At 58.7% G+C, this 25,822-nt stretch carries 27 protein-coding genes; 11 read left to right on the top strand and 16 right to left on the bottom strand.

The annotated features are described in order from the left end of the window. Positions 1-197 precede the first annotated feature (197 nt). Complete coding sequence (locus tag EPD60_RS08515; RefSeq protein WP_131448783.1) at positions 198-1,073, bottom strand: tetratricopeptide repeat protein; 876 nt, start codon at positions 1,071-1,073, stop codon at positions 198-200. Positions 1,074-1,109: 36 nt separating this feature from the next. Beyond that, positions 1,110-1,400: an HU family DNA-binding protein gene (locus EPD60_RS08510; protein WP_131448781.1), complete on the bottom strand. Its 291-nt coding sequence runs from the start codon at positions 1,398-1,400 to the stop codon at positions 1,110-1,112. 92 nt (positions 1,401-1,492) lie between these two features. On the opposite strand from EPD60_RS08510, the gene mutY reads away from it, so the two are divergent. The 8 genes from mutY to EPD60_RS08470 all read left to right on the top strand — a co-directional run bounded on the left by mutY (position 1,493) and on the right by EPD60_RS08470 (position 10,375). Then, positions 1,493-2,566: an A/G-specific adenine glycosylase gene (gene mutY / locus EPD60_RS08505; protein ID WP_131448778.1), complete on the top strand. Its 1,074-nt coding sequence runs from the start codon at positions 1,493-1,495 to the stop codon at positions 2,564-2,566. Positions 2,567-2,756: 190 nt separating this feature from the next. After that, positions 2,757-3,185 (top strand): single-stranded DNA-binding protein, encoded by a 429-nt coding sequence (locus EPD60_RS08500; RefSeq protein WP_131448776.1) that lies wholly within the window; start codon positions 2,757-2,759, stop codon positions 3,183-3,185. Between the two features lie 322 nt (positions 3,186-3,507). Next, positions 3,508-4,842, top strand: a complete 1,335-nt coding sequence (gene gldE, locus EPD60_RS08495; RefSeq protein ID WP_165871483.1) for a gliding motility-associated protein GldE — start codon at positions 3,508-3,510, stop codon at positions 4,840-4,842. Between the two features lie 132 nt (positions 4,843-4,974). Further along, positions 4,975-5,559, top strand: a complete 585-nt coding sequence (gldD, locus tag EPD60_RS08490; RefSeq protein WP_165871482.1) for a gliding motility lipoprotein GldD — start codon at positions 4,975-4,977, stop codon at positions 5,557-5,559. Positions 5,560-5,739: 180 nt separating this feature from the next. Then, positions 5,740-6,333, top strand: coding sequence for a DUF3109 family protein (locus tag EPD60_RS08485; RefSeq protein ID WP_131448772.1), 594 nt, complete (start codon positions 5,740-5,742; stop codon positions 6,331-6,333). Further along, on the top strand, positions 6,333-7,706 hold the full coding sequence (locus tag EPD60_RS08480; RefSeq protein WP_131448769.1) for a LutB/LldF family L-lactate oxidation iron-sulfur protein: 1,374 nt from the start codon (positions 6,333-6,335) through the stop codon (positions 7,704-7,706). The genes EPD60_RS08485 and EPD60_RS08480 overlap by 1 nt, the downstream gene beginning before the upstream one ends. Before the next feature lie 332 nt (positions 7,707-8,038). Continuing rightward, entirely contained in the window at positions 8,039-8,743 is a 705-nt protein-coding gene (locus EPD60_RS08475) for a ComF family protein (protein WP_131448767.1), read from the top strand. Between the two features lie 240 nt (positions 8,744-8,983). Then, complete coding sequence (locus EPD60_RS08470) at positions 8,984-10,375, top strand: choice-of-anchor Q domain-containing protein (RefSeq protein ID WP_131448765.1); 1,392 nt, start codon at positions 8,984-8,986, stop codon at positions 10,373-10,375. Between the two features lie 66 nt (positions 10,376-10,441). Here EPD60_RS08470 and EPD60_RS08465 read toward each other — a convergent pair whose 3' ends face one another. From EPD60_RS08465 to EPD60_RS08440, 6 genes are all read right to left on the bottom strand, one after another. Next, the gene (locus EPD60_RS08465) at positions 10,442-11,038 is read right to left on the bottom strand and encodes a glutathione peroxidase (RefSeq protein ID WP_243647790.1); all 597 of its coding nucleotides are present in this window, start codon (positions 11,036-11,038) and stop codon (positions 10,442-10,444) included. A 98-nt stretch (positions 11,039-11,136) separates the two neighbouring features. After that, on the bottom strand, positions 11,137-12,510 hold the full coding sequence (locus tag EPD60_RS08460; RefSeq protein ID WP_131448763.1) for an aldehyde dehydrogenase: 1,374 nt from the start codon (positions 12,508-12,510) through the stop codon (positions 11,137-11,139). A gap of 83 nt (positions 12,511-12,593) precedes the next feature. Continuing rightward, positions 12,594-13,922, bottom strand: coding sequence for an alpha-amylase family glycosyl hydrolase (locus tag EPD60_RS08455; protein ID WP_131448761.1), 1,329 nt, complete (start codon positions 13,920-13,922; stop codon positions 12,594-12,596). A 227-nt stretch (positions 13,923-14,149) separates the two neighbouring features. Further along, positions 14,150-14,380, bottom strand: a complete 231-nt coding sequence (locus tag EPD60_RS08450; protein ID WP_131448759.1) for a hypothetical protein — start codon at positions 14,378-14,380, stop codon at positions 14,150-14,152. Positions 14,381-14,460: 80 nt separating this feature from the next. Continuing rightward, positions 14,461-14,715, bottom strand: a complete 255-nt coding sequence (locus EPD60_RS08445) for a YetF domain-containing protein (RefSeq protein ID WP_131448757.1) — start codon at positions 14,713-14,715, stop codon at positions 14,461-14,463. 106 nt (positions 14,716-14,821) lie between these two features. Next, positions 14,822-15,109 carry a hypothetical protein gene (locus EPD60_RS08440; protein ID WP_131448755.1) on the bottom strand — a complete coding sequence of 96 codons (288 nt, stop codon included), beginning with the start codon at positions 15,107-15,109 and terminating at the stop codon, positions 14,822-14,824. 64 nt (positions 15,110-15,173) lie between these two features. Between EPD60_RS08440 and EPD60_RS08435 the strand changes: the two genes are divergently transcribed. Then, a complete protein-coding gene (locus EPD60_RS08435) occupies positions 15,174-15,875 on the top strand; it encodes an alpha/beta fold hydrolase (protein ID WP_165871481.1) in 702 nt (233 codons plus the stop codon). Positions 15,876-15,900: 25 nt separating this feature from the next. Here EPD60_RS08435 and EPD60_RS08430 read toward each other — a convergent pair whose 3' ends face one another. Next, positions 15,901-16,416 (bottom strand): GNAT family N-acetyltransferase, encoded by a 516-nt coding sequence (locus EPD60_RS08430; protein ID WP_131448751.1) that lies wholly within the window; start codon positions 16,414-16,416, stop codon positions 15,901-15,903. Between EPD60_RS08430 and EPD60_RS17385 the strand changes: the two genes are divergently transcribed. Further along, positions 16,403-16,840 carry a pyruvoyl-dependent arginine decarboxylase gene (locus tag EPD60_RS17385; protein WP_131448749.1) on the top strand — a complete coding sequence of 146 codons (438 nt, stop codon included), beginning with the start codon at positions 16,403-16,405 and terminating at the stop codon, positions 16,838-16,840. The genes EPD60_RS08430 and EPD60_RS17385 overlap by 14 nt on opposite strands. Here the strand turns inward: EPD60_RS17385 and lptB are convergent. After that, positions 16,770-17,600 (bottom strand): LPS export ABC transporter ATP-binding protein, encoded by an 831-nt coding sequence (gene lptB, locus EPD60_RS08420; protein WP_207896569.1) that lies wholly within the window; start codon positions 17,598-17,600, stop codon positions 16,770-16,772. The genes EPD60_RS17385 and lptB overlap by 71 nt on opposite strands. A 154-nt stretch (positions 17,601-17,754) precedes the next feature. Between lptB and metF the strand changes: the two genes are divergently transcribed. After that, positions 17,755-18,711, top strand: coding sequence for a methylenetetrahydrofolate reductase [NAD(P)H] (metF, locus tag EPD60_RS08415; RefSeq protein ID WP_131448745.1), 957 nt, complete (start codon positions 17,755-17,757; stop codon positions 18,709-18,711). A gap of 286 nt (positions 18,712-18,997) precedes the next feature. On the opposite strand, the gene EPD60_RS08410 is transcribed toward metF, so the two are convergent. The 6 genes from EPD60_RS08410 to EPD60_RS08385 form a co-directional block, all read right to left on the bottom strand. Continuing rightward, positions 18,998-20,926, bottom strand: coding sequence for a peptidylprolyl isomerase (locus EPD60_RS08410; RefSeq protein WP_165871479.1), 1,929 nt, complete (start codon positions 20,924-20,926; stop codon positions 18,998-19,000). 4 nt (positions 20,927-20,930) lie between these two features. Next, entirely contained in the window at positions 20,931-22,445 is a 1,515-nt protein-coding gene (locus tag EPD60_RS08405; RefSeq protein ID WP_131448741.1) for a TlpA family protein disulfide reductase, read from the bottom strand. Positions 22,446-22,765: 320 nt separating this feature from the next. Continuing rightward, positions 22,766-23,299, bottom strand: coding sequence for a hypothetical protein (locus EPD60_RS08400; protein ID WP_131448739.1), 534 nt, complete (start codon positions 23,297-23,299; stop codon positions 22,766-22,768). Between the two features lie 46 nt (positions 23,300-23,345). After that, positions 23,346-23,825, bottom strand: coding sequence for a GNAT family N-acetyltransferase (locus tag EPD60_RS08395; protein WP_207896568.1), 480 nt, complete (start codon positions 23,823-23,825; stop codon positions 23,346-23,348). After that, positions 23,825-24,151, bottom strand: a complete 327-nt coding sequence (locus EPD60_RS08390) for a DUF6370 family protein (RefSeq protein WP_131448737.1) — start codon at positions 24,149-24,151, stop codon at positions 23,825-23,827. The genes EPD60_RS08395 and EPD60_RS08390 overlap by 1 nt, the downstream gene beginning before the upstream one ends. Positions 24,152-24,240: 89 nt before the next feature. After that, the gene (locus tag EPD60_RS08385) at positions 24,241-25,695 is read right to left on the bottom strand and encodes a DUF4932 domain-containing protein (RefSeq protein WP_131448735.1); all 1,455 of its coding nucleotides are present in this window, start codon (positions 25,693-25,695) and stop codon (positions 24,241-24,243) included. Positions 25,696-25,822 lie beyond the last annotated feature (127 nt).

Here is a 25,822-nt window from a genome sequence, read left to right as displayed (position 1 = left end):
GCAATCAATAAATATACGTGCCGGGAAGGGCACTGAAGTCCTTCCCGGCACGTATTTGTGGGGCGTCGAAAGCTTACTTACGCTTCTTGTGACGATTCTTACGCAGACGCTTCTTACGCTTGTGGGTAGCGATCTTATGACGCTTTCTTTTCTTACCGCAGGGCATTGTTTAAATTATTTTATTAATGATCAATCAATTACTTGTTCAGTTCGGCGATCCTCCGCTCCACCTCCGCTTTCACAGCTCCGGGAAGCACGAGCTGCAGGCTGCGGCGGTACCAGCGTACCGCGTCGGCCTTATGGCCGGCCCGCTCGTGCACGTCGGCCAGCAGCAACACAGCCTGGGGGCTGTTGGGCTGCAGGCGCACCACGCGCTCAAAGCGGTCGATGGCCTTGTCGGTCTGCCCGGACATCAGTGAGGCCTCACCGAGGGTCATCTGGGCATACGCGTTGGTCGAGTCGCGGTCGGCCACGGCGCGGATCTTCGCAATCCCGTCCATCGGGGAGCCGAGACCGCCATACAGGATGACGGAACCGAGACCCACCTGGCTGGAATCGTTTGCCGGGGCGATTTGCAAAGAGCGCTCAAACAGGTCCTTTGCCTGGAGGGCCTTCCAGCTTTTGAGGGCCGGATCTTCCTCCTCGCGTAGGGAGTTTAAGAACAAATGGGCTGCAAAGGTGAGGGTTTTTTCTGAATTTTCCAACCGGGCGGCCTCGCCGGTGTACCAGGCGTAGGGCTCAAAGAGGCGTGCAGAGTCGCGCCAGAAGGCAGCCAACTGGTGATAGAGGTGCTCTTTCTGCCCCTGCACGTCGCCGCGCGAAATGGAACTTTCGAGCAGGGCGAGGCGGGCACGCTGCGCGGGTGCGAGCTGCTGGCGGGCGCGGGCAAGTAGGGTATCGGTTGTGAAAGGGGCGGCGTCATGATCGTGGCCGTCGCCGGGGCCGTGCACCGTGGAGCCGGTGTTCTCGCCTTTCGGAGCCTTGGATCCGAAAATCTGCGATTGTGTGAGGGCGTAAATGCCGATCGTCAGCAGGGCAACGATGCCCAGGACGGTCCATTGTTGTTTCTTCATTCAGCGGTATCCCGCGTGACGCGGGAGGCCGCAAAGTTACTCCGCTACCGTGGTTTTCTTCACCTCGGCAACAAATTCCTTTGCCGGCTTGAACGCGGGAATGAAATGCTCCGGGATGTGCACCGCGACGTTCTTCTTGATGTTGCGGCCGATCTTGGCAGCGCGCTTCTTGGTAATGAAGGATCCGAAGCCGCGGATGTAGATATTCTCCCCCTTCGAGAGTGAGGTCTTGATCTCGCGGAACATCTCTTCGAGGGTCATCAGGACATCTACCTTTGGAATGCCCGTTTTCTCGGAAATCTGGTTGACTAAATCTGCCTTTCTCATAGCGGTTCAAGGTTTGTGTCTGTAATATAATCCGAAAGCCGGTGATTGTCAAGTAAATATAAACCATTTTTGAAAAAAATTGTTCTGCCGGCATGAAGCAGGGAAAGGGGGTAAAAAAAGGGGGTGGCCGCTTCGCGGAAGCGCTGCTGCGCTGGAACGCCACGGAAAACGACCGGCCCATGCCCTGGAAGGGAGAAACCGACCCCTACCGCATCTGGCTGTCGGAGGTCATTCTCCAGCAAACCCGCGTGGAGCAAGGCTGGAGCTACTACGAACGCTTTCTCGCGGCCTTCCCTACGGTTGAGGACCTTGCCCGCGCGCCGGAAGCCGCTGTTTTCAAGCTCTGGGAAGGATTGGGCTACTATGCCCGCTGCCGCAACCTCATCGCCGCCGCCCGTAGAATTACGGATGAGCACGGCGGCCGTTTTCCAGGCACCTACGAAGCCATCCTGGCGCTGCCCGGCATCGGCCCCTACACCGCCGCGGCCATCGCTTCCTTTGCCTATAACCTGCCTTATGCTGTTGTCGACGGCAACGTATACCGCGTGCTTTCCCGTATCTGGAACAACGACACCCCCATCGACAGCACCGCCGGCAAGCGCTGGTTTGCGGAAAAAGCCCAGGATGAGCTGCCCCTGGACCGCGCCGCCATCTACAACCAGGCCCTGATGGATTTCGGCGCCACCCTGTGCAAACCCGTGCCCGAGTGCGCCCGCTGCTTTTACCGCGACCATTGCGGCGCCTACCTGCACGGCCGCCAGAGCATCCTTCCCGTAAAAGCCAAAAAGACCGCTGTTCGCGAGCGCTGGTTTCATTACATCCTGCTGGAGCATAACGGCGCTGTGGCGCTCCATCCGCGGAGCGGCAAAGACATCTGGCAGGATCTGTGGGAACCCTTGCTGGTGGAGGCGGAGCACGTTCTGTCGAAAGAAGAGCTGCTGGATGTGCTTCAGAAAGAGTACCGGATTGCACCCGGATCCTCAAGTGTGATCAGCGCCGGCGGGAAAGGCCGGCAACGCCTTTCGCACCAGCTCATCCACTTTGCCTTTCTACACCTGGAGCTGAACCAACGTCCGGCTCTTCCCGGCTTTGAATGGGTGGCGAAAACTGCTGTTGGCACGCATCCCTACCCAAAAACGGTAGGCGCATTTTTGAAAAATGTGTGATCTCCAATCTCCGGTGTCGGATTTAGGATTGAGCTCCATGAGGTTGCGCTCGAAACGACCAAACAAATCGGAGATCGCACATCGGAGATCAAAAGATTTCCTCTTTTGCTGGCAACAAATTTGATTGTTTCAATGCCATGAACGGCTTTGAAGAATCGATGAAACAGTTAACCCCTGAAAAAAGAACGGTATGAGAGGCGTAAACCGCGTGATGCTGATTGGCAACCTGGGTAAAGACCCCGATATCCAGTTCCTGGAGGGAAATATCGCCGTGGCCAAATTCCCGCTGGCCACCACCGAAACCTTCAAGGACCGATCGGGCAAACTCGTGTCGCAAACCGAATGGCACACCGTGGTGCTCTGGCGCGGCCTCGCCGAACTGGCCCAGAAATACCTGCACAAAGGATCACTCGTTTATATCGAAGGCCGACTGCGCACGCGCAGCTGGGAAGACAAAGACAACAACCGCAAGTTTGCCACCGAGGTGGTGGGCGACAACCTCATTATGCTCGATAAGCGCAACGACGCCAACGGGCAGGGCGGCTACAGCAACGAAGGCGGCATGGAGCCGGGCGCCCCGCATCATGGTGTCGGGGGTGACGAGGACCTCTCGTTCTGAGGGCGTGAGCCGCGGATCTCCAAAGGCGTCGCTTGCGCGACGCCTTTGGCGTCATTGCGAGCGAAGCGAAGCAAACTCCCCGACCTTAAGACTGGTCGGCGCCTGTGAGGACTTCAATGCGCAAAGTCTTCGGCCACGAACACCCTGCGTAACGCCGGAGTTTGCTTCGCTCCGCTCGCAATGACGGGCTACGCCCGCCGGCGTCGCACGACGCATTTCACGGTTCACGATTGCCGTTACCCGTTTCCCGATAAATTTGTAGCTTTCGAAATGCTTTCCGGGCCCCGCGCCGGGAAAACAATTGTTCACCAAATTCCTTGCTTTGGACCACCACACGGCTGCCCAATTCTTTCACCCTTCCACCCTCACGCTCCTGTACGTCAACTCGCAGAGCGCCGTTTTCCTCGGCGTGCTGCTGGCCATCCTGCTGCTCCTCAGCTTCATCACCTCGGGCTCGGAAGTGGCGCTCTTTACCCTGCAGACCAAAGACGTGAACATGCTGCGTACCAAGCAGCACGACGCCGCCCGCCGCATCGTTACCCTGCTCGAAGAGCGCAAGGCGGTGTATACCTCGCTGCTCATCGCCGGAACCTTTTTCAACATCGCCATCATCATTCTGTCCAACTTCCTGCTTACGCCGGCCCTGCAGGCCCTGCACCCGGCCTGGCTTCAGTGGTTGATCAAGATCGTATCCATAGCCTTTATCCTCGTGCTGATCGGAAAGATCCTGCCGAAGGTGTGGGCCACCCAGCACAACCTGCGCTTCGCCTATTTCGCCGCGTCGGTGGTGGAGTTTCTTCACCTGCTGCTGCGCCGCGTATCGCTGCAGATGGTGGGCATTGCCGACGGCATCGCGCAGCGCTCGGGCGTGCACGAGCACCAGAGCGCTTCCATGCGCGAGCTCGACGCCGCCATCGAGGTAAACTCCGCCGAAAGCACAATCGAGGAAAAGAACATCCTCAAGGGCATCGTCAAGTTCGGCAACATCACGGTGCGGCAGATCATGAAGTTCCGCATGGAAGTGAACGGCCTCGACCACACCCTGCCCTTTGCCGACGTGGTGCGCCGCGTAGAGGAGCTCCACTATTCGCGCCTCCCGGTTTACAAGACCAACCTCGATAATATCGTCGGCATTATCAACACCAAAGACCTCCTGGCACATCTCAACGAGGGCGGCACCTTCGACTGGCACCTGCTGATCCGCCCGCCCTACTTCGTGCCCGAAAACAAATACATCAAAGACCTGTTGAAGGAGTTCCAGGCCAAGCGCATTCACTTTGCCGTAGTGGTGGATGAATTCGGCGGCACCTCGGGCATCGTCACCATGGAAGACATTCTCGAAGAGATCATCGGCGACATCCGCGATGAATTTGACGAAGAAGAAACCAGCGTGAAGGCCGTGGACGAAAACACCTGGATCGTCGACGCCAAGCTGATGCTCCACGACATGTGCCGCGCCATGCGCCTGCCCCTCGACACCTTCGACTCCTACAAGGGCGAGAGCGACTCAGTGGGCGGCCTCGTACTCGAGATCGCCGGCGCCTTTCCAGAGATCAATTCCTCGGTGCGCGCGGGCAACTACCTGTTCACCGTGCTCGAGATCAGCCGCAACCGCATCACCAGCGTTAAAGTGACGCGCGAAGAGAAGGAACGCTGATCCCGCAGGCGGAATATGCAGATCGGTTATGATTTGCACGCATGTTGGTACCGATATCTGCGTTCATCATAACAGATCATAAAAAATCTGCGTTCCTTCTTTCCCGCTGCGCAGCAGCCTTAACTTGCACCCATGAAGCGCCTCGCCCCCTTGCTGTTTCTTTCCCTTCTCATCGCCGCCTGCAACAGCGATTACACGGTAAAGCCGCGCGGCTACTTCCGCATTGAGCTACCGAAGAAGGAATACGTGCGCTTCGACCAGCCCGGGTTCCCATATACATTCGAATACCCGAAATACGGGCAGGTGGTACGCGATACCCTTTTCTTCGACGAGCTTGCCGAAAACCCGTACTGGCTCAACATCGACTTCCCGCAGTTCGGCGGGCGCATCCACCTTTCTTACAAGGAGATCGGTCGCAACAAGTTCGACTCACTCGTTGCCGACGCCTACGAGCTTTCCTACAAGCAACATACCTACAAGGCTTCCGCCATCGACCACAAGCCCTTCGTATCGCCCAACGGCATCGAAGGCGTGTTCATCACGCTACGCGGTAACACGGCCACCGGCACCCAGTTCTTCCTCACCGATTCCACCAGGCACTTCCTCCGCGGCGCGCTTTACTTCAACGCCACGCCCAACGAAGACTCGCTGAAGCCGGTGAGCGATTTTCTCCGCCAGGATGTGGAGCACCTGATCAACACGCTGCAGTGGCGCTAGCCGCCGAAGAAGAGAAAGAACGCAGATTTTTATGATTTTTTTGATTGACGCAGTTTTAGATGCGTGCGTCAGCCAATCATAACAAATCATAAGCAATCCGCCTATTCCGCAAGCGGAATACGCGTTCGTTCTCTCCGCCGCTTGCGGCGCTGATTTCCTAACTTTGCAAAAATTCCTGATTTGATCGCGATTGACAACATACTGGTGAGTGACGAGGTGGTGGAAGCGAAATTCATCTGCGACCTTGCCAAGTGCAAGGGCGGCTGCTGCGAGGACGGCGACGCCGGCGCCCCGCTCACCGAAGAGGAGAAAGGCCAGCTGGACAAGCATTTCGAGGCCTTCGAGCCCTACCTCACGCCCGAAGGAAAGGCCGAGCTGAAGCGGCAGGGCCGCTATATCTATGACCGCGAGTTTGGCTGGGTGACGCCCACCATCGACGGCGGCTTATGCGCCTACGGCTTCCGCGATGAGCACGGCATCATCAAGTGCGGCATCGAAGCCGCTTACCTCGAAGGCAAGCTCGACTGGAAAAAGCCCATCTCCTGCCACCTCTTCCCCATCCGCATCACGGAGGGAAAGAGCTATACCATGGTCAACTACGAGCCGCGCGAAACGCTCTGCCGCCCTGCCTGCAGCCTCGGCAAAAAAGCCAAGATGCCGGTGTACCAGTTTCTCCAGGAGCCCATCGAGCGCCGCTTCGGCAAGGAATTTTACGAAACCCTCCACCAGATCGCCATCGCCCATTTCGACGCTAAAGCCGCCAACAAAGCCTGATGTCCGACCAAGCATCCACCTTCCACGCCAAAAGCACGATCAAAGCGGCCGATAAGGAACACCGCCGCAAGATCAACTTCAATATTGCCCGCTACAATGCCGTGGTACCCGTAGGCAAGCAGCAGTTTACCGACGTGCACCTCGCCCGCGAGCGCGCCAAGAATGTGAAGTGGCGCGCCATCGAAACCCTCGACAAGCAACTGGAGACCTACGAGGCCGCCGCCACCAAAAACGGCGTCAAGGTGCTCTGGGCCGAAACCGCCGAGGAAGCCAACGAGCACATCCTGCGCATCGCCCGCGAAAAAGACTGCCGCTCCATCGTCAAGAGCAAGAGCATGGTGACCGAGGAACTGCACCTCAATAAATTCCTCAACAAGCACGGCATCGAAAGCGTGGAGACCGACCTGGGCGAATACATCCAGCAGCTCGACGACGAGCCGCCCTACCACATCGTGACGCCCGCCATGCACAAGAGCAAGGAGGACGTAGCCCGTCTTTTCGCCGACAAGCTGGGCACGCCGCCCCACCTCACGCCGCAGCAGCTGACACTCGTTGCGCGTGAAAAGCTTCGCGAAAAATACCGCCAGGCCGAGATCGGCATCACCGGCGCCAACTTTATCCTTGCCGATACCGGCTCCATCGCCGTTACCGAAAACGAAGGCAACGGGCGTCTCTCCTGCTCCTACCCGCGCACCCATATCGCCATCGTAGGTATCGAAAAGGTGCTGCCTTCCATCACCGACCTCGCGCTCTTCTGGCCCCTGCTGGCCACCTACGGCACCGGCCAGCGCATGACCGTTTACAACTCCATCATCTCCGGCCCAAAGCGCCGTGAGGAAGAAGACGGCCCCGAGGAGATGTACGTGATCCTGCTCGACAACGGGCGCACCAACATCCTCCAGAACCCGAAGCAGCGCGAAAGCCTCTACTGCATCCGCTGCGGCGCCTGCCTCAACGCCTGCCCCGTGTACAAGAACATCGGCGGCCACGCCTACGGCACCACCTACAGCGGTCCCATCGGCTCGGTCATCACCCCGCACCTCAAAGACCTCGGCGAATACAAGCATCTCTCCTACGCCTCCTCGCTGTGCGGCAACTGCACCGAGGTATGCGCCGTCAAAATCAACCTGCACGAGCTGCTGCTCGACAACCGCGCCGAAGCGGTGGAGAGCGGCGCCTACACCTTCGGCGAACGCACCGCCTGGCGTTTCTGGAAAATGGCCATGCTCAAGCGCTCCCTTATGGACCTCGCCTCCGGCCGCATCAAAGGCTGGGTGGTCAACACCTTCGTGCCCGACTGGAAAAAGCACCGCAGCCCCCTGCACTTCCCGAAAAAGAGCTTCAGCCAGCAATGGCGCGAAAGGAATCGCTGAAGTCGGATGTCTGACGTCTGATTTAAAGGCGCGCCCGCACCTTGTCATCCTGAGCGGAGCGCAGCGGAGTCGAAGGATGCCCCCGGTTGGCAGTGATGCCGCCGTTAGTATGCGGGTCGGGGACCCTGAACCGCCGTTGGCGGGTGCTCCCTTCCCCTCACCCCCAACCCGTCTCCCGGAGGGAGAGGGGAGCAGGTCGGTGCAGCGATGCTTGTAGCGATGCGCCGCATAGCGGCGGCGCCTGCCCACCCCGGCATCAACCCCGGGAAAAACCCACCAATTCCTGTTGAAATCCTCATGGCCAGGCCCGTCCCCCTTGCTAGCTTACCGCCATGCTCCGCTTCCTGAAAGACGTTTCGGATGCCCTACTGCACCTGGCCTATCCCCACCACTGCGCCGGCTGCGGCAACGACAGCCTCGCCGCCAGCCAGTGGCTCTGCCTCCGCTGCCAGGCCCTCCTGCCCCACACGGGCTTCGAGCGCCACCGCGTCAATCCCGTTGACCGCCTCTTCTGGGGCCGCCTGCCGCTGCTGGAGGCAACGGCCCAATTCTACTTCACCAAGGAGTCGATGATCCAGTCGCTGATGCACCGCATCAAGTACGACGGCGCCCAGGACCTTGCCCGCTACCTTGGCGGCATCATGGGCGCCCGCCTCGCCGCGGCCGGCCGCTTCGCACCGGTAGACGCCCTGGTGCCCTTGCCGCTCCATCCCTCGCGTGAGCGCGCCCGCGGCTTCAACCAGGCCACCGCGCTCTGCCAGGGCATAGAGACCGCCTGGGGCCGCCCCGTGTGGTCCGACGCCGTGCAGCGCGCCAGCGCCACCGACACCCAGACCCGCAAAAGCCGCATCGAACGCTGGCAGAATATGGAGGGCCGCTTCCTCGTTTCTGACCCCGACCGCCTGCGCGGCAAGCACCTCCTCCTCATCGACGACGTCGTAACCACCGGCGCCACCCTCGAAGCCTGCGGCCGTGCCCTGCTGGCAGTACCAGGCGTGAGCTTGAGTATTGCCACCCTTTGCATTGCGGCGGGATAAGCACCGTTGCGGCCGTCATTGCGAGGAGGCCCTTCAACGCCGTCATTGCGAGGAGCGTAGCGACGAAGCAACCTTCCCATCTATGGGACAACTCCCTTGCTTCGGCATAGAGCAATGCCATAGCTGTAGGGATTGCTTCGGTCCTCCACTTCGTTCCGTCCCTCGCAATGACGATCAGAATTGATGCCCCATTATCACATTACCGCATTACCACATTACCGCATTCTTTATCTTCCCCTCATGAAACCCGCGCACTACCTGGTATTGTGCCTGCTGCTTATCGGATCGCTGATTGCCTGTCGTAAGGACCGCTTCACCAACAGCGCCGCAGCACCGCTGCGTACGAACGTGGACACGCTGCACTTCGATACGGTCTTTACAAGTGCCGGATCCACATCGGGTGTCATCAAGATCTTCAACGATGAAAGCGCGGGCGTCCGTATTTCTTCGGTCCGCCTCGCCGGCGGCGCGGCCTCGCCCTTCCGCATCAATGTCGACGGCATCCCCGGCCCCGAGGTGCGCGACCTCGAGCTCGCGGGTAACGACTCGCTCTATGTCTTCGTTACCGTCACCATCCAACCCAACGGCAGCAACCTTCCCTTCATCGTGCAGGACTCCATCGAGATCAACTGGAATGGCAACCGCAGCTACGTGCAGCTCGATGCCTACGGCCAGAATGCACGCTTTTTGCGCAACAGCCATGTGCAGGGCAATACCACCTGGGACAATACCCTGCCCTACGTGATCCTCGGCAGCGTCACCGTTGATACGGCAGCAACGCTCCGCATCACCGAAGGCACCCGCGTGTATTTCCACGGCGATGCGCCCATGATCGTGCATGGCCGCCTCGAAGTAACCGGCGACCGCTACGACAGCACCCGCGTACTGTTCACCGGCGACCGCCTCGACCTGCCCTACCGCGACTTTCCCGCCTCCTGGCCGGGGATCTTTTTCTCCGGCGCAAGCCGTAACAACGAGCTCACCTACGCCGTTATCCGCAACGCCTTCCAGGGCGTCGCCATCAGCGGCCCCGCGCCGGCCACGCAGCTCACACTCCGGCAGTGCATCATCGACAACGCCTACGACGCGGGCCTGCTGGCGAGCAACAGCTCCGTCATCGCCGACAATCTTCTTGTAAGTAATTCAGGCAGCAATATCCAGCTGACCGGCGGAGGCGACTACCGGTTCACACACTGCACATCGGTATCTTACAGCAACAGCTTTAACGTGCATAAGCAACCCGTGCTTGTTGCCACCGACTTCGACGGGCTTGGCCGCACGGCGCCTTTCAACGGCATCTTCCGCAACTGCATCTTCTGGGGAGAAGCCAACGGCTTCGTGAATAACGAGGTGGAACTGGCAAAGCAGGGCGCCACCTTCAACGCGGTATTCGACAAGGTGCTCTGGCGCGTGCGCAACACACCTTCGCCCGCCACTGTCACCGGCGCCATCAACAACCAGGAACCCCTGTTCGACTCCGTCGACAACGGCGCGCGCATCTACAATTTCCGGCTTGCCGAAGGCTCCCCCGCCATCGACAAAGGCAGCACCACGCCGCTCCTCATCGACCTCGATGGCAAGCCCCGCAGTGTCGGCACGCTGCCCGACCTTGGCGCTTATGAGCGCCAGTAACGATGGCAGATGTCAGATGTCAGATCGAGGATCTGTTTCATCAATTGCGATCGGAGATCTGAGATTTCACCCGTGGTGAATAGCCCGCAGCAGCTCCGGGTGTTTGGGAGAGATAGCGGGATCAAAATAATGCGTCAGCACGCCCTGTTCATTCACGAGGTACTTGGAAAAATTCCAGGAGGGCGGCTTCGTGTTCCAGCCGTTCTGGCTTTTATCGGTGAGCCAGCGGAACACTTCCTGCTGGCCGGCGCCATTGCGTACCGACGCCTTGTGCGCTACCGGGAAGGTGACGCCGTAATTCATCTGGCAGAAGTTGCTGATCTCCGCGTCGCCGCCACGCTCCTGCTCCTTGAAATCGTTTGATGGAAATGCGATGACCACAAGGCCGTCGCCGTAATGCGCCATCAGCTCCTGCAGCTCCTGGTACTGGGCCGTATAAATACAGTCCGAAGCCGTATTCACCAACAAAAGCTTTCGCCCGCGAAAGCGCTCCAGCGGCAGCTCCTGCCCGTTGGCAAGCTTCACCTTCTGCGCATAAATCGGTACAGCGGGCGGCACGCGGCCGCTATTGCTGAGAACAGTGCGGTGGCGTCCGAAAAAGCGGCCCAGCTTAATGTAAGCAGGATACAATAGGCGCAACAGGCGCTGGCGAAAGGTCATCATGGGGCAAAATTAGGTGCAGGCAGGTCGGGAAACGGCAATCGGGAATGGCGCAAGAACAATCGCACATCTGACATCAAACATCTGACATCTGCCATCTATTACCGGATCACTTTCTTAAACAACCCCAGCTTCCCCCTGAACGGCGGGTACTTGAAATCAGGGTCGAACCAGGTAGGCGTTTTCATCACTGATTTATGATGCGTAAACGTGTCGAAAGAAGCCTTGCCATGGTAAGCGCCGATGCCGCTGTTGCCGCGCCCGCCAAAAGGCAGGTTGGGATTGGTGAGGTGCCAGGAGGCATTGTTGACACAGCCGCCGCCGAAGGGCACGGCTTCGATCCAGCGGCGTTCTTTTTCGACGCTCTGCGTGAAAACATAAAAGGCGAGTGGGTCGGCATTCCTGCGGATGATAGCGCGGGCCTCTTCGAAGTTGCTCCAGGTAAGTATGGGAAGCAGTGGTCCGAAGATCTCTTCACCCATGATCGCGGCATCGATGTCGGGCACTTCCACCAGCGTGGGCTCGATATAATGCTGCGCCGCATCATGCCGCCCGCCGAAGAGTATGCTGCCTTCGTCGAGGTAGCCTTTCAGCCGCGCGAAGGCACGCGCATTGACGATCTTGCCGTAATGCCCGCTGCGTGCCGGGTCATTGGTAAAGAATTGCAGAATGGTTTCTTTCAGCTTTTCCAGGAAGGGGGCTTTCACCGACTCGTGCACCAGCACATAATCGGGCGCCACGCACATTTGTCCTGCGTTGGAAAACTTGGTCACCGCAATACGGCGGGCGGCCACCCGCAGGTCGGCATCGGCTTCGATCACACAGGGACTTTTTCCACCGAGCTCGAGCGTCACCGGCACCAGTTGTTCGGCTGCCATCGCATAGATCTTTTGCCCCACCGCGGTGCTGCCGGTATAAAACACATGATCGAAGCGAAAGCCGCGCATCAGCGGCGGGAGCAGCCCGGCGCCTTCGCCTTCCAGCACCAGCACTTCTTCCGGCCGGAACGCATCTTCCACGATGCGCCGCACGGCATCGGAGGTGCGCGGCGCCAGCTCGCTCGGCTTCAGCACGGCGCAGTTGCCCGCGGCCAGCGCGCCCACCAGCGGGGCCAGCAGCAGCTGCAGCGGGTAGTTCCAGGGACCGATGATCAGCACCACACCCAGCGGCTCTTTGTAGATGCGGCTCTTCGAGGGCTGGTTGAGCAGGTTGGTCTTCACGCGCTCCGGCTTCATCCAGCCTTTGAGATGCTTCAGCGTATGCCGCAACTCAGAAAGCAGGAAGCCGGTTTCCGTCACCCAGGTTTCCTCCACGCTCTTGCCGAGGTCGGCCATCAGGGCCTCGTTGATCAGCGACTCGTGGCGGAGCACCGAGCGGCGCAGCCGCTCCAGCGCATCGCGACGTCCTTCATAGGATTTCAACGCGCCGCTTTCGGCATGCGCACGCATGTTTGTCAACTGCTGTTGCCATTCCATGGTGAAAAGGTACGAAGCTGCCGATATCGTGCGTAGCGACGGGCGTAGCCCGTCATTGCGGTTTCACGTTTGACGATTCACGACTACTTCACCTCATACACCGCATAGCCCCAGGGCTCGATGTTGAAGCCCTTGTCGACCGGCTCGGTAATATAGCCGAACACATTGTACCAGCTTGCCTGCGAAGGCTGCGTTTTCCAGCTAAGCTGCTGCGGGCGGGCGCTCAGGTTGAGGATCACCAGCACCTTGCTCTTGCCCTTGCGGCGCTCGAAGGCATACAGCGCATCGTCGTTGGAGGTTTGCAGCTTGATGAATTGCGCGTCGGAGGCCATCGCCGGGTTGCTGCGCCGCAGCTCGGTGAGCTGCTTGTAGAAAGGCGCGCGCGCGTACTTGCGGAAGCCGATCGTGTCTTTATAGAAGAAGCTGAGCGAGTCGAGGAACGGCTCTTCCTGGCCGCTGTAGATGAGCGGCACGGTATGCTCCTGTGTGAAGGTCAGAACAGCGAAGGGCGCGTGGACGGCGCCGGGCATCGTGGCATAGTCGGCCTTGTTCCAGCTGTTCTCGTCGTGGTTGGAAGTAAAGATCATCCGCAGCGCGCCCTTGGGGTAGGCGGCAATTTTAAGGCGGCTGCTGTCGATGGAGCGGGCACCGCGCTCGCCGGCAGCCACGCGCTTCATGGTCGAAAACTCGTCCCAGCCGTAAGTAGCATCGAAGCCAGCCTCGTGCAGCCAGGCCTCGTTGGCTTCGGCCAGCATAAAGACGGGCTTCATACCTCGCAGTTCGCGGATGGCCCGGCTCCAGAAATCCTTCGGCACTTCAGAAGCCACGTCGCAACGGAAGCCATCGATGCCGCTTTCGCGCACCCAGTACTTCATGTCGGCGATCATGCTGTCGCGCAGGCGAGGGTTCTTGTAATCCAGCTTGCGGGTATCGGTCCAGTCGAAGGGCGACAGGGGCTGGCCCGTCTTCGGGTCTTTTACATAAAAATCCGGGTGCTTCGTCAGCCAGTAATGGTCGCCGCCGGTATGGTTGGCCACCCAGTCGATGATCACCTTGAAACCCATACCCTGCGCTTTTTTCACCAGCGACTTCCAGTCGGCCAGGGTTCCATACTCCGGGTTGATGGCGATATAGTTGGCAATGGCATAATAAGACCCCAGCTTACCCTTGCGGTCTTTCACCGAAATGGGCTGGATGGGCATGAACCAGAGTGTTTGCACGCCCATCGCTTTCAGCCGGGGGAGGTGCTTCTCAAAGGCTTTGAAAGTGCCTTCGGGCGTGTATTGCCGCACATTGACTTCATAGATATTGCCGTTATTGATCCAGGCGGGATGACCGTTGACCAGGCCGGTTTGTGCCTGGGCACCGAGCGTGAGCGCACACAGCAACAGGGAGCAGAGACGTAAAAACATATTGCAAGACTTTGGGCTAAAGTAATGCACTGTGTCTTAAATACACTAAGAATAACGAATATCGAATTTCGGATAACGGATATTGAAATGCAAAGCCCCGACAGTGTCGTCGGGGCCTTATCAGAATAGATACATTAAGTGCGAACAATTGTTCAAATCGAAAGATTGCAGAACGCGCCGATAGGGGGACAGCGCCGATATTCAATATTTCAAATTCGATATTCTGTTCATACCGCGCGCAACTGCGCGGCCTGTGTCTTCGAATAAAAACGCGAGATCGCTTCCTGGAGTTCTTCGGCGAGCAGGCGCTGGGTTTCTTCGTTTGATTTGGAAGACTCCATGCGGAGGTCTTTGATATTGATGACGAAAGACGTGCCTTCGTAGCGGCTGAATACGGAGATCAGGGTCTCGAAGGTGTTCTCTTCTACCTGCACTTCCGAACAAAAAAGCTTGACCATGTAACCAGGAATTTCGATTGCAGTTAAAACAACCGTGCCACGCACTCAAACCGCGCGCATGCCGGGTGGGCACGGAAGAGTCACTTCCGGGTGAAGCTTATTTTGCCGGATTTCTCTACAAATATTCCGGTCACCTCATCGAGCTGGCCGGTGTTGAGCAGCAGCCGCAACTGTTCGCGGATATCGGTTTCCGTGACCGAGGCGTTGCGCAATTCAGACTCGAAGAACCGCCCCTCGCCGTAGAGCCGCCTCCGGCCGCCTTTTACGAGCCGCTCAAAGAAAGCGTTCAGTTGCGACAGCTTGCCGAGCGCCTTATTGGCGAGCAGGATGGCCACCGCGCCGGCGATGCACGAAAAGAAAAGGCGTAGCGCCTCCTACGCCATGCCTTCGCGATTTCCAAAACCATAGAACCCCAAAACCTTAAAACCTCAGAGCCTTTCGTTATTGCTTCTGACGCACCGTGTCATTTCCCGGAGTGGTACCCCGCGAGCCGGTGGATGTCGGGCTGGAAGAGCGCACATCCCCTTTTACATGATGCTGGGCGATGGTATCGTTGGGATAAGTGCCGGTGGGCGTATTCACATGCTGTGCCGTATCGTTGATCGCATCCATATAACCGGTGTCGGCCGGCAATGTTGTAGTATCGGTCTCCGCCTTCCCGTCCAGGGCACCATTACCGCATGCCGCCATTGCCAGCGCCGCAAAGGCGCAAAAGACTATTTTTTTCATGATCGTCCGTTTTATGTCCACCGCTTGCGTTACAATAACTTTGCCCACACCAAAACCCTTCCTTATGCGCGCGCTCCTCCTGCTGCATGGCGCCCTCGGCGCACCGGCCCAGCTGCACCAGCTTGCCGGTGCCTTTTCAAGTCGGTATGCTGTTCATACGCCCGCCTTTCCGGGTCATGCGGGCCAGGCCAGCGAGGACCTTTCGATGGAAGCCTGCTCGCGCTTCATCGGCGATTATATACGGCAACAGCGGCTGGAGCAGCCGCTCGTTTTCGGCTACAGCATGGGCGGGTACGCGGCCCTGCACCGCGCGGCACAGGAGCCCGGACTCATCGGCGGCATCGTCACCCTGGCCACTAAAATGCACTGGACACCCGAGGGCGCCGCACGCGAAATACGAATGCTCAACCCCGATGTGATGGAGCAAAAAGTGCCGGCATTCGCCGAAGCGCTTCGCACGCTCCATGCGCCGCTCAACTGGAAAGAAGTAGTGCACAACACGGCAGGCCTGATGCAGCGGCTTGGCGAAAAGCCACTGCTCGACAACACGACTTTCGCCGCACTTCAGCTGCCGGTGCTGCTGCTGGTGGGCGACCGCGACAATATGGTAACCCTTGAAGAAACCGCTGCTGCCGCGCGGGCCATCCCGGGTGCACAGCTTGGCGTGCTGCCGGCAACACCGCACCCGATCGACAAGATGGACAACAAGCTCCTCGCCTTCCTGCTGGAGCGTTTTTTCAACCAGCTACCTTTCAACCGGTCATGAACGCCTCACCAATTAACCGGTTTACTCACCCCAGGCTCCGCTTCATCAGCCAGTCACGCTGCACATCCCTGCCAAGCAGGAAATCACACTCGCCGAACTTTTCGAATCCCCAGCGCTCGTAAAAGGCAATGGCCCGGGCGTTGCGTTCCCATACACCAAGCCACACCCACTTTTTCTGCAGCGCGCCGGCAATACGCAGGCTCTCGCCCATCAGCGCGGCTCCAACTCCTTTACCGATAAAATCTTTGAGTGCATACAGCCGCGCAATCTCCAGTGCCGCGCCCCCGACGCCGGCGGGCGGGCGGGCATCGCGCAGCTTCACATAACCTGCAACAGAGCGATTGACAGAGGCAATAAGAAATGTGAGCCCCGGACGACCAACCTCAAGGAGCAGGCGGCCGCGGGTGAATTGCTGCTCCAGGAACAATTGCATGTCCGCCGGGTCGTTGTCGGGCGCGAAGGTGTCGTAAAAGGTCTGCCGGCTGATATCGGCAATAAGCTCAGCGTCGGCAACCGTGGCGGTCCGGATGGTGCAGGTCATGCGGAAAGTTACGAAATGCCATTGCCGGCATGAGTTTTACGCAAGATCAGTCATGAAACTGATTCCTACCCGCTACTTTCTGACCAAGGGGATCGGCGTGCACGAAAAGGAGCTGCGCTCTTTCGAGGAAGCGCTCCGGCAGGCCGGTATCGAAACCTGCAACCTGATCAGGATTTCCAGCGTCATCGCGCCGGGCTGCAAGCGCATCTCCCGTGAAGAAGGATTGAAAACCATTCATACCGGTATGATGACGTTTTCGGTTCAGGCTATACTCAAACAAAAGACCCGGATCGCTTTGCGATCCGGGTCTTTTGTTTACTCTCCCCTTCCGGTATTACCGGGCGGAGCAAAGGTTACGAGCGTAACTCTGGAGGGGCTATGTCTCCCTCGGGCGAAAGGGGACCTGAGCCCTTACTCGGATTAGGTACGCCGGCTTCTTCCAGCAGGTAATCCTTGCGCCGCAGCTCGAAGTTGCGGCCAAGGTACAGGCGCTTTACCTGCTCGTCATCCGCCAGCTCTTCTGCAGTGCCGTGGCGAAAGATCTTACCGTCGATAAGCAGGTAGGCGCGATCGCAGATGGAAAGCGTTTCCGTTACGTTGTGGTCGGTGATGAGGATGCCGATGTTGCGGTGCTTGAGGCGGGCTACTACCATCTGGATGTCTTCCACCGCGATGGGGTCGATACCCGCGAAGGGCTCGTCGAGCAGGATGAACTTGGGATCCACGGCCAGGGCGCGGGCGATCTCGGTACGGCGGCGCTCACCGCCGGAGAGCACGTCGCCGTTGCTCTTGCGCACGTGCTGCAGGCGGAACTCGTCGAGCAGGGCCTCGAGCTTTTCCTTTTGCTCGCGCTTCGGACGTCCCGTCATCTCCAGCACGGAAGTGATGTTTTCTTCCACGGTGAGCTTGCGGAAGATGGAAGCCTCCTGCGGCAGGTAGCCGATGCCCATCTGCGCCCGCTTGTACATGGGCAACTGGGTGATGTTGGTATCATCGAGAAACACCTCGCCTTCGTCGGGCTTGATGAGGCCTACCGTCATGTAGAAGGTCGTGGTTTTGCCGGCGCCGTTGGGCCCCAGCAGGCCCACGATCTCGCCCTGGCGCACCTCGATCGACACATGGTTGACCACGGTGCGCGCGCGGTAGCGTTTGACGAGCTCGCTGGTATGGATGCGGATAGACAAGATGAAAGCTTTGGCCAAAAATAGGGCTTGGCGGGCGCACAGCGGCTGTTTTGCCAAAGCCTTAACGCGGCAAGCCCGTCCCGAAACGGTTTCCCGGAAATCAGACATCCGACATCTGACATCAGACATTTCTCTGCCGTACCTTCGCGACCGTATGAAAGTGACCGAGCACCTCGCGCAGGGTAAAGACCGGACCCTGGTTTCCTTCGAGATCCTTCCGCCCCTGAAAGGCAAGGGAATCAAGTCGCTCTGGGAGCATCTTGACCCCCTCATGGAGTACAAGCCCTCCTTCATCAACGTTACCTACCACCGCAGCGAATCCACCTTCAAACGCAGGGCCGACGGCAGCTTTGAAAAAGTGCAGGTACGCAAGCGTCCCGGCACCGTAGGCATCTGCGCCGCCCTGCAAAACCGCTATGGCGTCGACGCGGTGGCTCACCTGATCTGCGGCGGCTTCTCCAAGCAGGAAACCGAAGACGCGCTCATCGACCTGCACTTTCTCGGCATCGACAATGTGCTAGTGCTGCGCGGCGACGCGCCGAAGAACGAGGGCGTCTTTATGGCCGAACCGGGCGGACACCACTATGCCATCGAGCTGCTGGAGCAGGTGATGCGCATGAACAACGGCCAGTACCTGGAGGAAGACCTCAAGAACGCCACCCACACCGACTTCTGCGTTGGCGTTGCCGGCTACCCCGAAAAGCATTTTGAAGCGCCCAACATGACCACCGACCTCGCATTCCTTAAAGCCAAAGTGAATGCTGGCGCCTGCTATGTCACCACCCAGATGTTCTTCGACAACAAGAAGTATTTCGACTACGTGGAGGCCTGCCGCGCCGCCGGCATCAATGTGCCCATCATCCCGGGCCTCAAACCGCTCACGACCAAAAAGCAACTCACTATCATTCCCCGCACCTTCCATGTAGACATTCCGGAAGCGCTCGCCAGTGCCGTGCTGGCCTGTAAAACCGATGCCGACGTGGAGCAGGTGGGCACCGAATGGCTGCTCCAGCAATCCAGAGAACTCAAGGCCGCCGGCGTGCCGGTGCTGCACTACTACACCCTCGGCAAGCCCGACGTGATCTCCAACGTGGTGAAGGAGATCGTGTAGATTGGTAATTGGTAAATTGGTCTATTAGTTAATTGGTAAGGGTCGTTGTGAAACGACCCTTACTTTTTGTTCGTACTGGCTGGTGTGCGAAGCGAGGCGTGCGAAGCGACGCGTAGCGTCATTGCGAGCGGAGCGAAGCAACCTCCTGATTTACGCAGGATGGTCGAGACTGTAAGCGTTTGCAATCGAAAGCTCTTACTGGCTGCGGTCAGCCTTCAGGTCGGGGAGTTTGCTTCGCTCCGCTCGCAATGACGAAAGAGGCCGCCCGTCGGGCGGCCTCTTTCGATTACTTCTTCATCAGTTCCAATAGTTCTTTTTGGTTGATCGTCACCGGGTATTTCGCCCGGAGCGCATTCACCCATTTGTCTTCGAGCTCTTTCTGGTAATCGGTGATCACCTGGCCGCGGGCTTCAGCGAAGGTGCGCGGCTGGTTGGCGGGGTGCAGCTTCAGCACAAGGCCGAAAGATGCAGATCCATCGGTATTGTTTACCAGTGTTTCGGTAACAAGACCCGGTTTCAGCACGGCTTTGCCGGGGTTGGGGATCTGCTCCAGCTCAAAGCGGTTGGAGTCGACAGCCACCTTATCGTCGAAGGCCGACAGGGTGGTGCGCCAGTTGGCGGGCGCCTTGGCGATGGCCGCGCGGGCAGCTTTGGCGGTGGCAGCATCGGAAGTATAAAAGAGCACCGCGTCGGCGCTTTGCTTCCACGTGTATTGGCTGCGGTGCGCGTTGTAATAGCGCTCGAGGCCGGCGCTGTCCGACTGTGCCGGGCCCCACACCTCGCGCTGCATGATCTCGAAGAACAGGTTGCCGTCGCGGAACTCCTCCATCTGCGCGCGGAAGGCGGGATTGTAGCGCTCTAGGTTGGCCTTGTACTGGCTGATGGCCGAGGCATCGGCAAACTCGCGCCACAGCTCGTCGAAAGGCTTCGTGCCCGTGCCGTCGGAGCGGAAGCGGTTGTTGCCCGCATAAGCGATCCAGTCGGCCGCGTAAATCGTGCTCGTACCGATGGCGAGCAGCGGCGTGGTGCTCTCCACCGACAACGTGCGTCCCGGCTTCTTATAATCCAGCAGCGAATCGGTGAAAGCCTGCAGGTCGGCCCTGGAAAAATTGAGCTCGCGGTAGCCGGCCTGCGCGCGCACCTTGGCCACCAGCGCTGCGCGTACCGTATTCATACGGTCGCTGGCTTCCACGCGCTCGCGGAGCGACTGGGCGACCTGTGCGCTGTCGCCCGTGCTGCGCGGCTTCAGGGAAAGACGCTTTACAATATGCCAGCCGTGGCTGGTAAGGAAAGGCGGCGTGATGGCGCCGTCCTTCGGAAGCGCAAACACCTTGTCTTCAAAACGCGCATCGTATTGTCCCGCATTGATCTCCGGCATCTGTCCGCCATTGGCGGCCGACACCACGTCATTGCTGAAGCGCCCGGCCAGCTTACCGATATCATCGCCCTTGAGGAGGCGCGTATAAAGCGAGTCGGCACGCTTCTTAATGACCGCTTTGTCGGCGTCGGTGGCGCCCGGCGGGAAAGCCAGCAGGATCTGCGCGCCGCGGAAAGTACCGCCGTCGGGGCGCTCGCCGTTGTTCTTCAGGATATGATAGCCGGCACGCGAGCGATGGAGCGCCGACACCTTGCCGGCAGGTGTATGCCAGGCCAGGTTCTCGAGCTCATAGGGCAGGCTGAACACACCCACGTTGCCGAGGTCGCCGCCGTTCTCTTTCACCGAAGGATCGTCGGAGTATTGCCGTGCCACCGTGGCGAAGGGCGTGCCCTTCTGCAGCAGCGCCAGGGCTTCCTGCGCGCGCTTCCAGGCGCTGGTGGTGTCGGCGCCTTCTTTCGCGGCGATGAAGATGTGCGACAGGCGGATATTTTTTTTCGAGCGCTCGCGGGCTTCGGCCACCAGCGCGTCCACACCGGCGAGGTCGTTGAGGTAGGTCGGCAGCAGCTGCTCGCGCAGGTTCTGCAGGTCGGTGGTCATCTGCGGCAGGGTATCGTAGCCAAGCCGCTTGGCCTCGCGGATCTTGAGGCGCGAGGCGATATACAACTCCAGGTAGTCGTTGAGGGCGCCGTTGCCTTTGGCTGTATTGTTCTTTTTCCAGGCCGCCCTGAACTCGGGCACGGTCACCGTGTCGCGGCCATAGGTAAAGAGCGTTTGCGCCGAGGCGCCGCCGGCGGCGCACAGCAGCCCCGCGGCAAAGAGAATGCGTCGGATCATCATAAGCTTATTTGGGAGCTCCGGTTTTCTGTTCTTTCTCGCGGAGCGCGAGGATCTCATCTACCTGCTTTTCGGTCACCTTTTTGGCAATGATACGCTTGTCTTTATCAAGCAGGTACATCGTCGGGAAAGACTGCACGTCGAAAAGCTGCGAATAGCTCGGAATGTTGGCAGTCACGCGCTCCTTCTCGGCTTCCTTCGAATAGTATACATGCGTCCAGCCATTGTCGAGGCTCTTCTGGTTCATGAAGTTCGTCCAGTCCTTGCGCGTGCCGTCGGTTTCCTTGGCCATGGCAAAGATCTTCAACCCGATCTTGTTCCACTTCGTGTTGTACAGCGTATCGATCTTGGGCAGGGTTTCCTTGCAGTGACCACAGGTGGGATCCCAGATCACCAGCAGGGTGTAGGGCGCCTGCACATTGTAAAGACGCAGCTTTTTGCCGTTGGAGTCGGGCAGTTCGATGTCGGAGGCCGGGTCGCCGAAGATATTTGCCATCAGGCTGTAGGCACGGTCCTGGATGATCTTCTTGCCCTTGTCGCTGAGCCACTCGTAGTTCTTCTGGGCGAAGTATTTTTCATAGAGGTGCACAAACACCTTGTCTTCCCACATATACTTCATGTTCATGTAGCGGTTCACGAACTTGAGCAGGAAGAACTTCTGCATTTCCTTGTTGATGCCGGCATAGGCCATCACGTTGTCGATCTCGCGGATCACCGAGTCGGCGGAGGGATAAATGAGCCCGTCGAAATAGCGGTCCACCTTGCTTTCGAAGAAGGGCGTGCGGGCGAGGCGCTCGTCGTAGAAGTTGGCGCCGTCGAAATAATGCGCTTTATAGTAGCGGTAGTTGTGCAGCGAGTCTTCGCGGGTGACGGGCTTTTTGATCGGCGACTCGGGGTCCTTCATCACCTTCAGCAGGGTAGCCAGCAGGCTGTTGGGCGACTCGCTCATGATCTTGCCGCGGTAGGCCATCACGCGGTCGTTGATGTCTTCGAGCTGGCGGGTAAGGCGCACCGAGTCCTGCGGGTTGGCGGTACGCTGCCGTATGATGGCGTCGGCCTCGCGGCCGGCGGCGCTCATGGCCTGCTGGTATTCATGAAACTGGGTGTTGTCGGGCGAGCCAGTGAACTGCAGCTTTTCGGGCACCGTAGCAGTGTCGGCCACTATTGCAAATTTCTGCTGCTTGTCTACGAGGATCTCGAAGTTGTGCGCCCGGTCGGGATAACCCACCAGGTAGATGCCGCCGCCGAGGGGCTCCTTGCCGCGGAATACGCCGGTGCTGTTGCCATCGAGCTTTACCGAGTCGATGATAGGCAGTTGCTTGCCGTAATAATGACCCAGGTAGATATACTGGTTCTTAAAGGGCTTGAGGGTGACGCTGATCTCGTAGCCGCCGGTGCCGGGCACGCCCAGCGAGTTGGAGGCCGCCACGCGGGCCGCCGGCTTTTTGGCGGCAGGCTTCGGTTGCGCGGCCGCGGCGCCGGAGAGAAACAGGGCGAGAATGGGGATGATGGTGCGCTTCATGTCGTTCGGGAGCTTTTACGCAGTTTAGTCGTAAAAATAGCCCAAAAGGGTTGGATGAAAGGGTTAAAACAAACCTGAAAAGGTTCTGGGTTTCTGAGGTTCTGGGTTTTAGGGTTTGAGGGCGATGCGATCCGGAGGCTCCAGCCTGTTCTGAAGGGGCCTGGACAAACGCCGGGATGCGGGTCACAGTTTTGTGAAGGGCCCGGATTGACTTCGGAATGGCACTCAAAGTGTTGCGAGCGGCATCAGGCTGAAAAGAAGCGCGTGGGGATTCAACACCAGGCCTCCGGACCCTTTTCCCGGTAGCCCGGGTGGCCGGCTCAGATCAGAATTGACACGAAGCGACAGAAGGTGACCTGCGCTCCCTTCAGGAAGCTTTCGAATGACTCGCCCCGCTTCCCCTTCGGGTTCGACAGCTCCAGCACGTAAAGAGTGGGATTGGCAAAGCCGGGCGACCAGGATAGAAACGTATAGCGGCGCAGGCTGTCGGGCAGGGCTCCGGGCAGGGACGCCAGGTCGGAAACGGTGGTTCGCCGGGTATTGTAGAAGCCGGTGCTGTCGCCCCGCGGACGGAAACCGACAAAAGCGCGGCCGCCGGCCAGCACCGCCGGTTGGAAAACGCCGCTTGTAAACAGGGCGCGGTATTCTGCCGCCACGCTGACGACGATGGTCATGCTATCGTAGCGCACTTCGTTGCCTGCTACCTGGATGGCCAGTGGATAACGGGGAAAAGAGGTTCGCACATACTCGTTAGCGAACACCCGGAGCGCCCGCTCCTGGTCGGGATGAATTTTGGGTTCCTGGGCGCAAACAAGGCCAGCGTGGAGGAGGAAAGAAAGAGTCAGGGCTTTCATAAACCTTCTTTTCAATAAGACAATGGCCGGCACTGAAACGATGCCTCTAAGGCTCTATCTCCAGCCGCATCCAAACCAGCAGCTTTTCAAAGCCCGCTTTCTCGTAGGCCCGGATGGCCGGCTCATTGCCGGCATATACTTCGAGCCGCAGCTCGGTAATGCCGCGGGCACGGACCAGCACTTTCAGATGCTCCAGGATCAGCGCATTAATACCCTGGCCGCGGTAGGCAGGATCCACGTACATCAAACCGAGGTACGCATAATATTCGGGCAATACAAAAGGCCGCGACGCTTCCACCCGGGCATAACCCGAGCCGACGAGGCGGCCGTCATGTTCGGCCACCATCAGGTCGACATGGGGATTCTCCAGCAAGGATTCGAGGTCATAATAATGTAGCGGGTCGGGGCGAAGTGTCGGGTCGAGGGGACGCTCGGCCGCTACGATGCCCTGCTCAAAGCTGCGGAGAATTTCCAGGTCGGCTGCGGTAGCCAGGCGAACCCGGACTTCGGCGCCATCCATTTCCATCAGCTTTTTTTCACAGCAGGCAGCACCTCAAAATGCGTGGCCTTGAAGCGGCCGTCTACCACGGAGCCTTTCACCCTGGCCTGGCGCACCGCCTTGCAAAAACCGTCGGCAGCATGGGCGTCGCCGTGCTTGTCGATGGAAGTGCCGTCAACGAAATAAGCCTTGCCACCGAAGCGGACGGCAAGGTCGCAGCCCTTGCCGGGCAGCCCGAAGCGGCACTGGCCGCAGGCGGCCTCCACGGTACGGAGCGAGTCGGGGGCAACTTTTTGCTGTGCCGAGGCGGTGCCCGCAAGCGCGAGCGAAAAAATGAGGAGCAATTGTTTCATGGAAGCTTGTGTTGCTCTAAAGGTATGCCGTTCAGGTTGTTCAACTGCTTGTCACCACCGGACACCGTTAACAGGATTTGATTGAAAGATCAGTGCGAAGGCGAGGAAGGAGCCGTTTCTACCCGGTTGTAGCTACGGCACCAGGCGAGCACCTGCGGGTAAAGATCAGTCACCACCCGGCCGGGATGGGCCGCGCGCAGGCGCAGCAACTCGCGGTCGAATTCACGGAACTGTGTGAACCCGCGGCGATCCACCATCAGGTCCTCGCGCTTTGCAATAACGAACCCCGCCGTCGCCGGGTCGTACGTCTCCTGCACATACAGGCAAAAAAGCGCGTGGGTCATGTACTCATTGAAAATACTCAGAGGGCTGCCGTAAAAATCGGTACCCGCACCCGGACGCGTCCATGCCGTGCGGTTGGCGAAAATGCTGTCCACCGTCTTCCGGTAGTTGCCTGTAGTGGGATTGACATAGTTGTGATCGATCTCGGTAAAAACAACGCCCGACAGGAGTCCTTCCTTTTGCTTTTCGGACAGAGAAGCATCTGCGTCGTAGCGATCCGGGCCGCAGATGAACATCACGCTCTCCTGGTACCAGCCGCCGGGCTCGTAGGTAGCATATTGCTGGGTACTGTGCGAGCCCCCGATAAGCGGCGAAAAGACCACGCGGTACGACTGGAACTTGCGCTTCGGGAACTCCCGCTCGAGCCAATGCCACATCTGCGTCAGGGGCAACAGCTGCTCCTGCCGCCGTACCTGTTGCGCGTAATAGCCCTGGTTACTTTTATAAAAATCCCGGAAGCGCGACACGCGCGCAAAATCTTCCACGAGCGGGCGCAATTTTCCAAAGAGGCTGCTGTCGGCCAGCTCGTTGCCGTATACGTAATAATACGGCCCATTGAACAGCAGCGGCGTCGCGGCCCGGGAGTTGGCGAAGTTGAACGCAAAGCTGTTCTCGCGAAAATCGTAATACTTCTGACTGTACACCGAGTCGGGGAAATTGAGCGCCTTGAAAACCGGGTGCCGCAGAAAGGGCCTGAAATAATCGAGCACGCGCTGATAGTAGGGTCCTTGCTTATTCAGATCGGTTGCCCGCTGACCGCTGGGCGAGAGCGTCCAGATAATGTTGGCCAGCTCGTAAGCCTCCGGAACATCAACCTGGCTCTTTCCGCGATGCTGCCCGCGGTAGGAAGCCGGGAAATAGCTGCTTAGTTCGTTGAAGTGAAAACGAAGTGTGGTCCTGCCTTTCGGCGAAGCGAAATGAACATAGAATATATGAGCGTAAGGGAGCCGGTTATGGTAAATAAGCCGGAGACTGTCCTTACCATAGTATAAAACAGCATATTCTCCCGGTGCGGCATCGGTGCCCGGGCTGACCTTATCCTTACGGCTCGCCGTAAAATAATCGCGTGCACTGTCTCCTTTAAACCGCAGCGCAAAGGTGTCATTCGGACACCACAGGGTATCGGTGCGCGTTACTTCTACAGGTTGCGCATGTACCACGGCGGTGAGCAACAAAGCGGGAAGGATAAAGAACAGTTTCATGTGCTTGCAGTTTTGGCTTCGGCTCGAAACAGTATCGCCTGGTAGCGAAAACAATTGTGTGACCCGACTTCCCGAATTTATACAAGCGGCTCCAAATGCCGCACGGCTTTGCCTATCTTTAAGAAAC

The sequence above is a fragment of the Flaviaestuariibacter flavus genome, from assembly GCF_004337505.1.
Taxonomy (GTDB): domain Bacteria; phylum Bacteroidota; class Bacteroidia; order Chitinophagales; family Chitinophagaceae; genus Flavisolibacter; species Flavisolibacter flavus.
This window is presented reverse-complemented; position numbering and strand designations above follow the sequence as displayed.